Genomic DNA, 14,396 nt, shown 5'->3' on the forward strand with positions numbered 1-14,396 from the left:
GCGGGCGGGCGTAGTGTCCGGCGAGGCGGCAACACAACCGGCCCCGCAGACAACGTGAGAGACAAGACGTCGGACCGGACAAGCCGTGACATGAGCGCTGTCCTGCAGTCCCTCCCGGCATCTCCGTGACGCCCAGAGTCACAGTCCACGACCGCGGCCAGGACACCTACCGCCACCGGCCAGGGCGGCTGGGCATCCAGCCGATCGCCGCCCCCCCGTACCACCGAGCACGGCTCCAGCCCGGGGTCCATCGCTGGGTCGTCGAAGCCGCCTTCGCGGTCCTTGGCGATCACCGCGTTCATCTCACCCCGGGCGAACCGCGTGGCTGCCCGAAGCCGTAGCTGCTCGCGGAACTGCTGCCGTTCGACGGCGAGCCCGCCACCCCGTGGATACCGCATCCCGGGGATACCGGGCGGTTCAGGAGCCGTCAGCCCTTACGGCACTACGAGTTCAACCTCAGTGACGGAGTTTGAACGGGGCATGCCGCCATCATGGCTGTTCCTCACCTACGGCGGCACCTGGAGCGGGAGCATCGCAGTGCCACTCATACGTCACCATCAAGATCCACCGCCTGCTCCCTGTGGAGCGCAGCCTTGGCTCCGCGACCGGAGCTGACCAAGGCTGCCGTAGAAGCGGCAACGGTGACGGCGGGTATGGGCATCGCGACCAGTTGGGCCGCGTCAGCGGTATTCATGATCAACGCCGCGACGCAGGCGATGCCTGTCATCGTCACGGCGAACGCCACCGCAACCCCGGACAGGGCAAGCAGCCGCAAGACCTTGGCAGATGGTCGACACCGGGTGACGACGACAGCAGGCGTCACCGCCACGGTAATGAGGAACGCCGCCGGCCCAAGCACCCCCAAGGCCCCGACCCAATAGGAGAGCGGTTCGATGGAGGCGAACGCCAGGAGCAACGGTGCGATCAGCCACGTGGGCAGCGTCGGGATAAGTGCCACCAGCGGGCGCCACGCGGTCCAGTCGCCGGTTCTGAAGGTTTCCGCAAGGAGCGCGAGGGCGCCGACCAGCAGGATGAGCCCAGCGCCGTACATGGCGTACTGCGCAACGTCGAGCAGTCGGCGCACCAGGCCCGGAGTCGGCCAAGGTTCCTCGGACAGGATGAAGTGCACTATCGGCAGGGCATACAGTGCGGCGCACCAGGTGACCCAGGTGGTGGCGACGCTTGCCTGCATGCGGCGGCGGCGCCGTTCGGCCGACTCATCGGGCATCACCGGGTGAAGCCATGCCCGCAGCGCGCCAATGAGGAGGTCCGCGACGACGCTTGGGCGGGCACCGGTGTCCTCGACCAGCGCTTCGAGTTCGCAACCGTAGCGCTCCCGGAACGAGGGAGGGTATGCCCGCAAGGCCAGCCGGGCTGCCATGTCGATCACGCGTTTGCTACCCCCAGTCGGGTCAACCCGGTGCGTGCGAAGCGGGCCATCGCCCGGAGTTTGTCGTCGAGCACGGTCTGGCCTTCCGCGGTGATGCGGTAGGGCCGCCGACGCTCGTCCTCGTCCAGCGGCGCGACCAGGCCGCGTTCCTCCAGCCGCGCGATGGCGGCATACAGCGTGCCCGGTCCCAGCCTGATGGATGTCTGTTCCTCGACGTCCTTGGTGATCGCGTAGCCGTGCTTGGGGCCGTCGGCCAGGCTGACCAGGATCAGCAGCGCGGGTTCGGCCCATCCGACGCGGTCCCGTTGACGTGGCATCGGGCACCTCCTTCGTTCCTCCCGACTACTACGCTATACGATACTTCGTAGTACGTAGTAGTGGCCTCATGCGTCAACCACGGGCTGGGACCGAGATGTCGAGCATCTCCCGGGATCGGACAACTGCCGCTGGAGCGGATGCGGTAGGAGTCACCTGGTCAGAGCCCTTCCGTCCCGGCGGACAGGAGGGCCTCTGCGCTCGTGGCACATATGCGATGCGCGTGGACGATGCTGATCTGCCGCGGATGCCCGGTCCTGAGGCATGGGTAGCCGAAGCGCGGCGCAACTATCCCGCGGTCAGGGGAGCGGAGTGGAGGTCGAGCACCAACTGCGGGGTGAGCAGTTCGCCGGCGCGGTCGGCGAGGACGGCCATTTCGTAGCCGACCAGGCCGACGTCGCACCCCTCGGCGGCGAGGACGCCGAGGCAGCTGCCGTCGCGTATGCGACCGACCATGAGGAAGCCGCCGAGCATTTCGATCATGACGAGCTTCATGCCGTGGAAGCCGTGTACCGTCGCGGCGTTCTGGGCGAGGCTCGTGATGCCGGAGACGACGGCGGCGAGGTGATCGGCGCGATCTCGGCCGAGGCTGTCCGAGGCGGCCATGAGCAGGCCGTCGGAGGAGACGGCGACGGCATCGGTGACGCCGTCGGTGGTGCGTACGAACTCCGAGATGAGCCAGCCGAAATTCTGGACGGCGGTGGTCACGATGACGCTCCTGGTGTGCTTCGGGCCTCGGCACGGGCGACACCTGCTCTAAAGCCGTTGAGCAGGGAGGAAAGAGCGGGTCTGATGGGCGAAGTGGAGAGGCCCTGCACGGGGGTGAGCAGGCGCCCTGGGAGGGCAAGGAGTGCGGACAGGCCGCCGCCGGTGGTGTCGAAGAGGTGGACTTGGGCGCCTTCACCGAGGCGGTGGGCGAGTCGGCCGACGACGAGGTGGCCCAGGAACCGGGTGGGTGCGGCGAGGAAAGCTTCCTCGCCGGCGTCGGAGAGGCGGGCGTTGGCACGTTCCTTGTCGGCTTCGGACATGCCGATGCCGTGGTCGACGACAGCGAAGCAGTACGTGTCGTCCTCGGTGTCGTACCAGCCGTGCACCTCGACCGGTTCGGTCGGTGGCGAGAAAGTCAGCCCGTTCTCGATGAGCTCGGCAAGGAGATGGGCCACATCGGCGACGGCGTGCCCGCGCACCCGCACCGGCTCCACGGTGGCGATCAGGACCCGCCTGTACTGCTCCACCTCGGCGACGGCGGACTGGACGACTTCCAGGCCGTCGGCGGGTGCCGCCGTGGGCCGCGGTGGATTCTGACCGGCCAGCACCAGAAGGCTTTCGGCGTTGCGCCGCATACGGGTGGCGAGGTGGTCGAGCTCGAAGAGCTCGGCGAGGGCGTCCGGGTCGAGTTCCTGCCGCTCCAGGCGGGTGATGAGGCTGAGCTGACGGCGCACGAGGTTCTGGTTGCGGCGGCCGAGATCGGCGAGCGATGCGGTGGTGTTACGGCGCAGGCCCGCCTGCTGGGCGGCCAGGCGGAGGGCGGTGAGTTCCACCTGCTGCAGGGACGCCGCGACCTCAGCGATCTCCGCCGCGCCACCCAGCAGACGTGAATCGGGGTTGTCCGGCACGTCCGCCGACGGGAAGCACTCTGCATCGTCCTGTGGGGACCGCTGAATACGGGCGACGGTCGCGGGCAGCCGGTTCCGCGCCACGTCGTGGGCGGCCTCGGCGAGCGCGCCGAGCGGGCGCGTGAGGGAACGGGAGGCAAAAACGGCGAGGCCTGCGACGAGGGCGGCCATGAGTGCTCCCGCGACGAGATAGGCGGCGAGGCCGATCTCGGCGTCGTGGCTGAGCCGGTCGGCCTGGTCTCTCGCGTCGTCCCCGACCGACTGCTGGACGACGTACAGATCGTCGACGAGTACGGTCATCGCATCCCACCAGGCGCCGGCGTCGGCGTGCAGCGCGGAGCCGTCGGCAGCGGCTTCCGCCCGGTTCTCGTAGACGCCGGCGCGTTCGGCGTCCGCGGTGCTGAAAGCCTTCTTCAGGGCCGCACGCTGGGGTGCGGTGGCGACCTGCCGGAAACGGGCGAGGGCGGCGACGCGTGTGGCACGTATCTCCGTGAAGGTGAGGTACTCGCGGCCGTGAAAACCACCTTCGGCGAACACGCCGTTGAGGAAGCCGCGTTCGAGAGCGACTGACTCCTTGGCCGCGGCCAGTTCCCGTAATGCCGCTGTCTTGTCTTGCAGTTGACGGCTGGAGCCAGTCGCGGTCTCCGCTACCGGGTCGACGGCGTTGAGGGCGTCGATGGCGGTGGTGTAGAAGGTGAGGGCGACGTTCCGGTCGGCGGAGTTCGTGCCGACGGTGCCCCTGTCGGCGGCGGCGCGGATGGTGGAGAGGCGCCGCAAGTGCCGCTGGATGACATCCTCGACGTCGGGTTCGGAGCGCATTCTGCGCAGCGCCGTGTCCACGCCCTTGCGAGTGGCGGTCAGCGGCGTGCGGTAGCTCTCCTCACCGCCTAACAGGCCGTTCGTCAGGCCGCGTTCGCGTTGCAGCTGGTGGACCAGGGCCTGGACCCGCAGGCTGAGGCCAACCTCGGCACGGGTCGTCCGGGCGTCGCCGAGGGCCTCAGCGCGGCCGTACACGGCCAGACCGGCCACTGCCAGCAGCAAGCAGATCGGGACCGTGATGACCACTGCCACACGGCCTCTGATGCTGCGCCAGCCCGGGAGCGGCCTGCGGCCGGGAGCTGTGCGGTCACCATGGCTGCGCGCTGCACCGCCAATGGCGAAACCGGCCTTGCCGATTGCGCCGAGCCTGCCAGGCAGCAGCCGAAATCGTTTCCACGCCCTCATAGTCAGGAAGCTAGACCGACCGCCGTAGCGGCTGGTTACCGACCTGTTAGACCGCGTGGGAAGTTGAGTTGCGCCGCCCTCACACCGCAGGCCGGAAGACGGTGACCGGGCAGGGCGGGACGGGTGCAGAGCAACCGTCCGGCAGACATCGCCCCCCCGGTTAGGCCGAAAGAGCGCCGAGTCGGGCCCTCCTGCCGACAGAGTAAGAGAGATGAGCGGTCTCAGGCCGTGCCGGAGGAGGAGGAAATCCGGCACTCCGGAGGGCCGGGCTGGGAGCGGTTGCGCGGCCTGCGAGCTGACCAGGACCTCCGCCTGACGCAGCAACTCACACAGCCGGATCCCTGCCGCTGAAAACCACTCCCGGTGGTGCCCCGTACACTCTCTACCGTTTCGTAAACGGGGAAGAGGCACAACAGTGAAGCAGCAGCATGACGCCCGGCCGGCGCTCGGCGATGCGCCGATCTACGACAAGCTCATCGCGGAGCGGGGTGACATACCGGCTGAGGTGAGCCGCACGGCCGCGCAGGTTCTGAATGAGGTGGGTCAGGCGTTGGACTTCCGTTCGGTGCGTGTCACGGCGCTGTGAACGCGGCGGCCACCCCAGAGCCTTATGGCAGCCGGATCGGGGCCGCCGCCTGCGCCGGGGCCTTCCTCGCCCAGCACGCCTCCGCGTACGACCACGATGCCGCACACGCCGGTTGCATCGAGCCCCACCGTAGCGGCGAGGGGTACGTCGACTGTGACGGAAGGCCCCCGAGAACGGGTGCGCGGTCGAAGGACTGTGCGATCTGGCGCCCGGCATGCCGGTGGTCGCCGTCGGTTCCGGCGCGTCGGGCAATGCCATGCTCGGCGTCGCCCGCTTGCACGCCCTCGCCCTCGCCCTCGCCCTCGCCGGTGACGGAGAAGGGCGCTGGCCGACCAGCATGCCGTAGAACATTTACGGACAGGCCATAGGCTGCGCCCGGCTACTTCTTGCCCTTCTCGCCGTTTTCCTTGAAACAAACGACGAACCATTTTCCGGCACCTGACCGGGTGAGCGAGCCGGTCGTGCCCGGGACGTCGGAGCACGAGAGGGTATCGACGACTCCGTCCTTGTCCATCTTCAGGACCTTGTAGTCGGCGTGCGGGTCAGTGCAGCCGAGCTTCTTGGTCTTCGCTTCCTTGTCCGTCCCGATGTTGTGGAAGCAGTCACCGGCCTTGAGCGTCGAGGACTGGTCCTTCGTGTCGGAGAGGGTTGCTACGTCCCTGGTGCAGCGGGCCAGGCTGGTTCGTGCAGCCTCGAGTCGGGCCCGTGAATCCACCAGCCACGACGACCACAAGAACTGGGCCGGAGCCCGTGCTCGCCTACACAGCCAGGGAACAGGGGATACCAGTCGTTGGGCGCCCGACTGCTGGTGATGATCAGCGACCGTCCCTGGCGTTTCGAGCGGGCGCCGGAGCCGCGGCGGGCCGCGCTGCTGACGGCGGTGGTGCGTCGGCTGGAGACGCAGGCGGTCGACGATGCGCTGGATCTGTCAGGCCTCGAACCGGAAGCGGCTGGCGTGGGCGATGGCCTGTGGGCACTGATCGCGCCGCCGCTGCCGTCCTGGCCCGGGAAGGCTCCCGGCCTGCGGCCGGTGCCGGATCGGCTGTGCTTGCGGGGCGTCCTGTGCGTGCTGCACAGGGACTTCGCCTCGCAACTGCTGCCCCTGGAACTGGGGTTCGGATCGGGCCAGACCTGCTGGCGGCGGCTGGAGCGGTGGCTGCCGCGGCCGTGCGAGCCACCATCGGGGCCCCGGTCACGGAAACGCCGTGGCCGGGGCCCCAGGATCAGCTACCGCGGAAGGTGACGACCGCCGCTAGTTCCGGTACCGGAACACGATCCGGCCGCGCGTCAGGTCGTACGGCGGGAGCTCCACCAGCACCCGGTCTTCCAGCATGATCTTGATGTAGTTCTTGCGGATCTTCCCGCTGATGTGTGCGAGCACCTGGTGGCCGTTCTCGAGCTGCACGGTGAACATGGCGCTGCGCAAGCACTCGACGACCTTGCCCTCGACTTCGATGACGTTCTTGCTCTTCGTCATCGCACCAGCTCCAGGTTGCTGCTCATCGGCCTGGCGCCGATGCCTTCGAGCAGCGCCGAGGCTGCTTGGTTGGACTCGTGGACTTCGGTCCAGGCCGCGGCGAACCCGGAACGATGCAGCGTCCCCAGCGCGTGGGCCAGCAGCGCCCGCGCGATGCCGCGGCGCTGCTCGCCCGCCCGGACCGCGACCAGCCCGATGCGCGGCCGGTTCACCGTAACCACCCGGATCAGCCCCAGGTAGAGGTCCGGCGCCGCGGCCACCGCGTACTTCGACGGGTCGACGATGGTGTCGCCTTCGGGGCGGGGAATTACCTCCGCGGGCATCGACTGCCACCCGACGCTCGCCTCGACTTCGTCACGGATCGCGCGGTCCGCCGCTCGCAGCAGACTCTCGTCCGCTTGACCGGCGGGCACGATCGTCACGCCCGAAGGCGGCAGGACTGCTTCGAGTCCTGTGACTCGCGGGTCGGTCGGCACGACGTACTCCCACTCGCGGCGCCGGATCGTGAAGCCGGCCCGTTGCCAGCCGGCCGTCAGCTCGACGTCGGCTTCGTCGACCACCGTGTACAGCGGCGCCGGCAGTTCTGCCAGCATCGCCTCGGCGAGGCGGTCGAAGGTGGCGTCGTGCCAGGCGTCGATGCTGACGAACAAGCGTCCGTCGGACCGGTGCTCCGCATGTCCGCGGCCGACCACCAGGTCGTCATCCAGTGCATGCCATTGCCTGTCCGCGACGCGCGTGATCATAACCGCGTTCTCGCTCAGGCCAGATGTGAAAGGCTTTGTGTTCATCGGAGTCTCCTTCCAGGAGTGCCTCGATCTCAGGCGCTCCTGGCGACACCGAATGTCAGCCGCCGGACCGTGACGGGTTGAGGGAGCACCCATGGGTAACTGTGTTCACGGGGCTCACCTCCATACGACGACTTCACGGTCCACCCGGAAAGTAGCAGCGGGGCGTCGCCTCGCTCAAATGCTTTCCTTCGAGCTCGTAACGCGATCATGATCCTGGCTTCTTGAGGCGTCTCCAGCAGATGGGGCTGCAAGCCAACGAGAGGGAGGCGCAGCCCGCGAGACTGCTACGAAGACGGTCACGCTCAAGCGGCCGGACGTGGGGAAAAGCATGACCGCCGACAATTCTCTCAGTCGCCTTCTGGGCGACGATTCATGCCTGAGGGAGCCGGTCGAGGAAGCCGAGGGTGGAGGTGATCCGGCCGTCCTCGGCCAAGGTGACCACGTCCGAGCCGGCGACCGGCGCCGAGCCGTCGGTAGTGGACACCAGCTCCCAGTTGAAGCGGGCGATGTGATGGTTGCCGTCCACGTCACCGGCCGGCCTGAACTCGAAGCCGGGGAACTGCTCGTGCGCCGCCCGGATGACCGCGGCGATCTGCTCGTGACCGCGCACGTCGGCCAGCGGGTCGGTGTAGGTACCCTCCTCCGACCACGCCACGGCAACCGCCTTGGCGAGCGTGTCGGCGTCGGTGGCCTTCCACGCCTCGAAGTAGCGGGCGACGGCGGCAACGTAGATCGACATGTCGGGACTCCATTCACGGTGAAGTGGCCCGTCATTCAGGTCAGTTGGGCCGGGCTCCGAGCCGGAGTGCGCCGGCCCGAAACCCGATACCCCCACCCTGCCGCGTCCCGCCCGGCGACGCGATTACCACCCAGGTAATGCCGCGGCCCACCAAAGCAGATCACCGGACTCGAACCTGCGGCACAACCGACCGGTGCTGTCCGCACACCTTTCCGATGGGGGGACAGCCCTTCAACCAACATCAACTCCCCTGCTGCTTCCCTCCCCCCTCCGCAGTGGCCCCGGACAAACTCGGCCACCAGCTCCCAGCGCTCCTGTTCCACGCTCACACCACGCTCCGTTCTCGATGGATTCCTCGCCGGGCGAACCTTCACCCGCTTGGCCGATTGACCCATGCGCCCGGCTTGCATCCGTGTGGGCCGCGTGAACGCTGGAACGGGGGGCGTGGGGGTGTGAACGCCCGCCTGAGCGTTGGAGAGGAAACGGATCACATGTCTGTTCGAAGCATGACGTCAGCACGTCTCACGGACGGCCGTCCGCAGCTGTTCGCGGCAAGCGGCCATGGGCTGTTCACCAGGTGGAAGGTGAGCGAGCTCCCGGACGCCGGCTGGACCGGCTGGCAGCCGTTCAATTTCGTCCACGGCCGCGTGGTGTCGCTGGCCGCGGCCCCGCTCACGGACGAACGGCCGCAGATATTCGCCGTGACCGACGGCGGCGAGCTGTGGACCACCTGGAAGGTGACCACCGACCCGAGCGCCGCCTGGGCCGACTGGACGAAGTTCAACGGCCTGCCGGGATCGGCCCGCAGCGTGGGCGTGGCTACCCTGACGGATGGTCGGCCGCAGATCGTGGTCGGCACCGACACCGGTTCCGTGTCTTCGTGGAAGGTGAGCACCGACCCCGACGACGCCTGGTCTGAGTGGTCCTCCTTCGACGGCCCGCCCGCCTGATCCCGACCGTACGGCGTCACCCGACCGCAGCCGCCGCCCAGGCCCGCGCTCGTGCCCGGGGCCTGGGCGGTGCTGCCGCTGCCTGCCGAACAACGTCGAGCAGCACGCCAGGGCATCGACGCTTGACCTCAATCAAACTTGAGCTTTTAGGTTCCTTCCAGAGCCGCAGGAACCGACCAGCGGTGCCTTTTCAAGGAGGTTCGCCGTGACCGAGCGCACAGACCACATCGAGATCCCCGACCGCTACCGCTATGCCGTGATCCCGCACATCATGGTCGACGACGCCGCCGCGGCGATCGATTTCTACCAGCGGGCGTTCGGCGCCCGTGAGGACTTCAGGATCGACGCTCCGGGTGGCGGGATTCTGCACGCCGAGATCACCATCGGACGGTCGGCCCTGATGCTGGGCGACGCCGGCGTGGACGAGGCGGAGGCCGCCTCCTTCGCCGCGCCGACCTCGCTCGGCGGAGGTACGTCCGTCACGCTGCATGTCTTCGTGCCGGACGTCGACAGCCTGGCGGAGCGCGCAGAAGCCGCCGGCGCTGAGATCCTCCAGCCGCCGAAGGACATGTTCCACGGTGACCGCACCGTCATCCTCAAGGACCCTTCAGGTCACATGTGGGTATTTCTGACCCACGTGAAAGACGTCTCGCAGGAGGAGCTTCGGCGCCGCCTGGCCACCGCCGGGTGACTGGACCCCGTGCGCGCGGTGATCCGGACCGAATACCGAGCGCCGTACCTGACGGAACTCGCCGACTGAACCGCTCGGTCATGCCGGGGCTGCTTGCCACTGGTAATGGCCGGCCCGCGATCGGGCCTGGTGACGACGTCGCCAGTGGGACCAGCTGAGCCGATGATCCGCGTCGTGGAAGGGCTGGACAACGAGTGTGACGAACAGGCGCTGGATCTCGTTGCAGGTGAGTGGGATCAGCTCACCTGGCCCGGGGTGGTGGGCGTGTTCGTCGCCGCGAACGACGGCGAGGAAGGCGTGGGCGAGCATGGCGAGGGTGGCCCAGCGGCTCCAGGCGGGGTAGCGGCGGACATGGTGCTCATCGAGCCCGGCCAGGCCCTTCTCGGCCTGGAAGGCTTCCTCCACCCGCCACCTGGAACCAGCCGTCTTGACCAGGGTGCTCAGCGGGACCGGCGAGGTGGAATGGCAGCGGTAGTAAGCGAGTTCACCAGTGGTGCGGTTGCGCCGGATCAGCGGCTGACGGTAGCCCGGCCCCGGGCCGGCGAGGTCGATGACGGCCCAGTCGTAGAAGCGGTGGCCCTTCGTGCCGACCGTGTGTGTGGTGGAGGGGGTCGGCGCCGTTGGCGAGGGCCTCTTTGACCCACACGGTGCCGTGCCGGCTGGTGGTGCGGGCGTCGACCTGAGCCGAGTCCCGCCGCCTCCCCATGGGCGCTGGACTCGGTGGCCCCTGTGGTGATCGAACTCGTTGCCGCCCGCCTCCCCATAGGTCCCCAAAGGCGGTCCAACCTCATGCCGCCCACCTCCCCACTGGGCGCCGAACCCGGTGAGTCCCCGAGAGCGGTCGAACCCCCTTGCCGCCCTCGACTCAGACGTGCAGCTGGACTCGACGCGATGCCGGATGTAGTCGTCGGGGTGTGCCCGGGCGATCGCCACGGCGGTGTCGACGAGCGCGTGCAGATGCGCCGGGTACGCCTTCGGGTGGAGCGGCAGCCCGGGCAGGACGCACCGCCGTACGTCCACGTGCTCGTTGGCGACGAACTCTCGCAGCGCGGCCTCGTGCCAGGCGGCGACGACGTCCGCCGTGCCCTCGTCCCCGGCCTCCACCCCCGGCTGCCGGCGCCTGAGCGGCAGCCCTGTCCAGTACCAGGCCCGTGCCGCGCCGGCGCGCTGCCCGTCGGTGCCCGTACGCAGACGGTCGAGCAACGCCAGCCGGACGCGCCGGCGGCCGAAGGCGTTCAGAGCCGGTTCGACGAACTGACGGTTGAAGCTGGGGTCGGGGTCCAGCACCGCCGCGTCGAGGAGCGGGGCGAATGCCCGCTCGGGAAGCGCCTGCCGGGTGGTGAGGGTCCTGCGCAGCGCCACTCGCGCCACCCGCTCCGGGGTCCACTCCGGATGGGCGGCCCGTTCCCGGTCGGCGTCGACGCCGAAGAACCGGATCAGCTCCTCCAGGCAGGCGCGGAACGCCTGCCTCCCGTCCTCCGTGCGGCCCGGCAACGGGGCGAACACCCGCGCCCCGGGCCCCGCGTCCGCTTCGCCCTCGTCCACGGCTCGCTCCCCTCCCCCTCGGTGCCGCAAACGATAACTCCCTTGCCGCACCTGGTGGATCACTCGAAGCCGAGCCCCCGGCGGCCGGTGGTGTTGAGCCGCTCGGTGGTGAAGCGGTCCGGCCAGGACCGCTCGTAGTGCTCCTCGGGGAAGTCGCTCGGGCTGGAGCCGGTGACGAAGGCCTCGCGGACGGAGGCGGCGTACTCCTCGTTGCGCGGGCACCAGGGGGCGGCGGGGATGTACATGACGTTGCCCCAGCCCTTCTGGTTCGTCACCGGTGCGACGCTGTGGATCATGTCGCAGTGCCACCAGACCGAGTCGCCGGCCCGCACGTCCGGGATGCCGGTGAGCGCCTCCATGAGCAGCGGATGCCACGTCTCGCTCGCGGGGAAGACCTGGTTGACCGTGACACCGCACATGTCGTCCTCGGGCACGTCCGGCAGCAGCGGGCGCAGCATCAGGTAGGCCATCGCCTCGGGGACGGGCACCGTGTGCAGGACCCCCTGGTCGTGGTCCATGTCGGACAGGGCGGTCCAGCCCTGGAACGTGCGGAACGCCGAGCACATGGTCGAGCCCGGGTACTGGGGCCCGGCCGTGCGGTGGGCCGCGTCCCAGGGGTCGTAGCTCTCGACGGTGCCCTCGAACAGGTGCCGGAACGCCTGCTGGTACGCCCGGGTCATCCACAGGTCGAGGGTGCCGGGGTCGCAGTGGGTGCCGAGTCCACCGGAGTCGGTGCCCGGCGGACGGCGTCGGATCCGGTCCGGGTACAGGGCGTCACGGTCGGGGTCGAACCACTGCACGCCCGCGGAGGTGTGCTTCCAGAAGGAGTTCAGGAAGGACTGGACGCGCGCCATGCGGTCGCTCTGCCGGGCCTCCATCTGGGCCCCGGACCAGTAGATCGGGTAGATCTCGGGCTTGGAGCCGACGCTGCCGAAGAAGTCGTCGCCCGGGCCGGCGTAGTTCTCGAAGAACTTGTTCCGTTCGACGTAGTCGACGATGCCGGCGTCCCAGGCGAGCGCCCGCTCGCGCGGGAAGTGGCCGCGTACGACCAGACAGCCGCGCCGCTTCAGCTTGGCCGTCTGCGCCGGGGTCACGGTGCCGTTCTCGATGTCGGCGTAGTCGATGACCGGCCAGACGCTCTCTCCGGCCTCCCTGTCGGCCTTGATCTCGGCGACCCGGGCGGCCACGCGGCGCTCGGCGACGGCGAAGACCTCGGCCACGCTCCGGCCCGAGGCCTCGATGCGGGCTCGCAGGGCCGTCTTGACCGCGCGGATGGCGGCGGGCAGGTCCGCGGGGACGGTCTCCCAGTGCGGCAGTCCCGCGGTCGTCTGCTGCTGGTCAGCGGTGAGTGTCATCGCCGGCTCCTTTGGTTAGGACTCCTTACTAAATCCAACGTAAGCCGGCTCCGACATTTGGGCAACACTCCTTACTAGAATGGCGCGCATGACGCCGTCCAAGCCCTCGCTGGAGATGCTGCGCGCGCTGACCGACGAGAACGTGCTGCGCACCCTGATGGACCATTCGCGACTGACCCGGGCGGAGATCTCGGCCCTGACCGGAATCTCCAAGCCGACCATCTCCGACGGCGTGCAGCGCCTGGCGGAGGCGGGCCTGGTCGTCGACACCGGCGAGCGGACGACAGGACGCGGCCGGGCCGGGTCCTACTACTCCCTCGCACCCCGGCTCGGTGCCGCGCTGATCGCGAGCATCTCCCCGCGGGGAGTCGTGGCCGAGACGGTGGACGCCCTCGGGACCGTGGTCGGGCAGGCCCGTGCCGACCTCGGGCGCGACGCCGGCGAGCACGTGGCCGCCAAGGCGCTGGCCGCATCCGCCGAACGGCTCGGGGCCCCCGACCGGGGCGGGCTGCGTACCGCCGTCGTCAGCGCCGCCGATCCCGTCGACCGTGCGACCGGCCGGCTCGTCCAACTGCCCGACGCGCCGTTCCTGGTCGGCGACCTGGACCCGGCCGCGGTCCTCGCCCCGCATGTCGCCGGGCCCGTCCTGGTGGACAACGACGTCAACTGGGCGGCTCGCGCCGAACGCCACGCCGGGTGCGCCGCCGGCGTCGACGACTTCGTCTACGTCCACCTCGGCGAGGGGCTCGGCTGTGCCGTGGTCACCGACGGAGCCGTCCGGCGCGGGCACCAGGGCCTGGCGGGCGAGATCGCCCATGTGTGCACCGCGGGCCCCGACGGTACGGCGATGCCGCTGACCGAGGTGTTCGCCGCGCTCGGCCTGCGCCGGCCCGACTCGACCGCCATCGACGTCGCGGCCGTACGGGCGGCCGTCGACGGGGACGGCGAGCCGGCCCGCCGGGTCCGCACCGCCCTCGCCAGGGCCGTCGCCGGCGTGCTGACCGCGGCGGTCTCCCTCACCGACCCGGACCTGATCGTCATCGGCGGCGAATGGGGCGGTCACCCCCGCATGCTCGCCGCGCTCGACGGCCACCTCGACCACAGCCCGCGCCGCGTCCGCCTCGCCGCGGCCACCGTGCCGACGCCCGAACTGACGGCGGCCCGGATGCGAGCGGTGGAGGAGCTGCGCGCCCTGATCATCCGGTCCGCGCACCCGGGCGGGGAGTGAGGGCACGGTCCCCCCGGGAGGGCAAGGGCAGGCGCCCCGTGTCAGGCCTCCTCGTGGCCGTGCCTGCCGGTCCGGTCCTCGCCGAAGTGGCCGGGCCAGGCCCGCGCCCACCGATCCTCGCCGCAGCGGCCGGGCCAGGCGGGACGGCCCGCGCCACCGAAACCGCCGCAACAGCCGCCCCAGGCAGGGACAGCCCACGCCCACCGACACCCACCGCAACAGCCACGCCAGACAGGGACAGCCCACGCCCACCGACACCCGCCGCAACAGTTGCGCGAGCGCGGCCCCCCATGCCCTGCCGGTTCGACCCGACGCAGCCGTACGAGCCGACCGCCCTGCCCCCAGCCCCACCCGAAGCAGCCCCCGCGAGCCCGGACCGCCCCACACCCAACTCCCCCCGCCACGAGCCCCGCGAACAGGGACGGCCTCACCCGCCGACCCCACCCCGCATCAGCCCCGCGAGCCGGGACCGCCCCACACCCAACTCCACCC

15 protein-coding genes and 1 pseudogene are annotated in these 14,396 nt (G+C 69.8%); 6 read left to right on the forward strand and 10 right to left on the reverse strand.

The genetic code is table 11. The features are described from left to right. Nucleotides 1-544: 544 nt before the first annotated feature. The 4 genes from AC07CM_RS19315 to AC07CM_RS19330 form a co-directional block, all read right to left on the reverse strand. The gene (locus AC07CM_RS19315) at nt 545-1,390 is read right to left on the reverse strand and encodes a hypothetical protein (protein ID WP_478877608.1); all 846 of its coding nucleotides are present in this window, start codon (nt 1,388-1,390) and stop codon (nt 545-547) included. Then, nucleotides 1,387-1,707: a PadR family transcriptional regulator gene (locus AC07CM_RS19320; RefSeq protein ID WP_478877609.1), complete on the reverse strand. Its 321-nt coding sequence runs from the start codon at nt 1,705-1,707 to the stop codon at nt 1,387-1,389. The genes AC07CM_RS19315 and AC07CM_RS19320 overlap by 4 nt, the downstream gene beginning before the upstream one ends. 286 nt (nt 1,708-1,993) lie before the next feature. Next, a complete protein-coding gene (locus tag AC07CM_RS19325) occupies nt 1,994-2,413 on the reverse strand; it encodes a roadblock/LC7 domain-containing protein (RefSeq protein WP_478877610.1) in 420 nt (139 codons plus the stop codon). After that, nucleotides 2,410-4,392, reverse strand: a complete 1,983-nt coding sequence (locus AC07CM_RS19330; protein ID WP_478877611.1) for a sensor histidine kinase — start codon at nt 4,390-4,392, stop codon at nt 2,410-2,412. The genes AC07CM_RS19325 and AC07CM_RS19330 overlap by 4 nt, the downstream gene beginning before the upstream one ends. Nucleotides 4,393-4,960: 568 nt before the next feature. Here AC07CM_RS19330 and AC07CM_RS19335 point away from each other — a divergent pair. Further along, nucleotides 4,961-5,131 carry a hypothetical protein gene (locus AC07CM_RS19335; RefSeq protein ID WP_478877612.1) on the forward strand — a complete coding sequence of 57 codons (171 nt, stop codon included), beginning with the start codon at nt 4,961-4,963 and terminating at the stop codon, nt 5,129-5,131. A 214-nt stretch (nt 5,132-5,345) separates the two neighbouring features. Continuing rightward, nucleotides 5,346-5,477 (forward strand): hypothetical protein, encoded by a 132-nt coding sequence (locus tag AC07CM_RS19340; protein ID WP_478877613.1) that lies wholly within the window; start codon nt 5,346-5,348, stop codon nt 5,475-5,477. A 33-nt stretch (nt 5,478-5,510) separates the two neighbouring features. On the opposite strand, the gene AC07CM_RS19345 is transcribed toward AC07CM_RS19340, so the two are convergent. Beyond that, nucleotides 5,511-5,846 (reverse strand): LppU/SCO3897 family protein, encoded by a 336-nt coding sequence (locus tag AC07CM_RS19345; RefSeq protein WP_478877614.1) that lies wholly within the window; start codon nt 5,844-5,846, stop codon nt 5,511-5,513. 96 nt (nt 5,847-5,942) lie between these two features. Here AC07CM_RS19345 and AC07CM_RS19350 point away from each other — a divergent pair, with 96 nt between their 5' ends. Continuing rightward, nucleotides 5,943-6,374, forward strand: a complete 432-nt coding sequence (locus tag AC07CM_RS19350; protein WP_478877615.1) for a transposase — start codon at nt 5,943-5,945, stop codon at nt 6,372-6,374. 9 nt (nt 6,375-6,383) lie between these two features. Here the strand turns inward: AC07CM_RS19350 and infA are convergent, their stop codons facing one another. The 3 genes from infA to AC07CM_RS19365 form a co-directional block, all read right to left on the reverse strand. Then, nucleotides 6,384-6,608, reverse strand: coding sequence for a translation initiation factor IF-1 (gene infA / locus AC07CM_RS19355; RefSeq protein ID WP_307035307.1), 225 nt, complete (start codon nt 6,606-6,608; stop codon nt 6,384-6,386). Then, on the reverse strand, nt 6,605-7,396 hold the full coding sequence (locus AC07CM_RS19360) for a GNAT family N-acetyltransferase (protein WP_478877616.1): 792 nt from the start codon (nt 7,394-7,396) through the stop codon (nt 6,605-6,607). The genes infA and AC07CM_RS19360 overlap by 4 nt, the downstream gene beginning before the upstream one ends. Nucleotides 7,397-7,766: 370 nt before the next feature. Further along, nucleotides 7,767-8,135 (reverse strand): nuclear transport factor 2 family protein, encoded by a 369-nt coding sequence (locus AC07CM_RS19365; RefSeq protein ID WP_478877617.1) that lies wholly within the window; start codon nt 8,133-8,135, stop codon nt 7,767-7,769. Nucleotides 8,136-8,641: 506 nt separating this feature from the next. Here AC07CM_RS19365 and AC07CM_RS19370 point away from each other — a divergent pair. Together AC07CM_RS19370 and AC07CM_RS19375 are read left to right on the forward strand one after the other, a co-directional pair. Continuing rightward, entirely contained in the window at nt 8,642-9,085 is a 444-nt protein-coding gene (locus AC07CM_RS19370) for a DUF8189 domain-containing protein (RefSeq protein ID WP_478877618.1), read from the forward strand. 205 nt (nt 9,086-9,290) lie between these two features. Continuing rightward, nucleotides 9,291-9,776: a VOC family protein gene (locus tag AC07CM_RS19375; protein ID WP_478877619.1), complete on the forward strand. Its 486-nt coding sequence runs from the start codon at nt 9,291-9,293 to the stop codon at nt 9,774-9,776. A gap of 78 nt (nt 9,777-9,854) precedes the next feature. On the opposite strand, the pseudogene AC07CM_RS19380 reads toward AC07CM_RS19375, so the two are convergent. Together AC07CM_RS19380 and AC07CM_RS19385 are read right to left on the reverse strand one after the other, a co-directional pair. Then, nucleotides 9,855-10,364: pseudogene (locus AC07CM_RS19380) on the reverse strand (IS701 family transposase); the annotation flags it as partial. 1,016 nt (nt 10,365-11,380) lie between these two features. After that, entirely contained in the window at nt 11,381-12,676 is a 1,296-nt protein-coding gene (locus AC07CM_RS19385; RefSeq protein ID WP_478877620.1) for a DUF1479 domain-containing protein, read from the reverse strand. An 88-nt stretch (nt 12,677-12,764) separates the two neighbouring features. On the opposite strand from AC07CM_RS19385, the gene AC07CM_RS19390 reads away from it, so the two are divergent. Then, nucleotides 12,765-13,904 carry an ROK family protein gene (locus AC07CM_RS19390; RefSeq protein WP_478877621.1) on the forward strand — a complete coding sequence of 380 codons (1,140 nt, stop codon included), beginning with the start codon at nt 12,765-12,767 and terminating at the stop codon, nt 13,902-13,904. Nucleotides 13,905-14,396 lie beyond the last annotated feature (492 nt).

It is taken from the genome of Streptomyces sp. NPDC044061 (genome assembly GCF_056434305.1).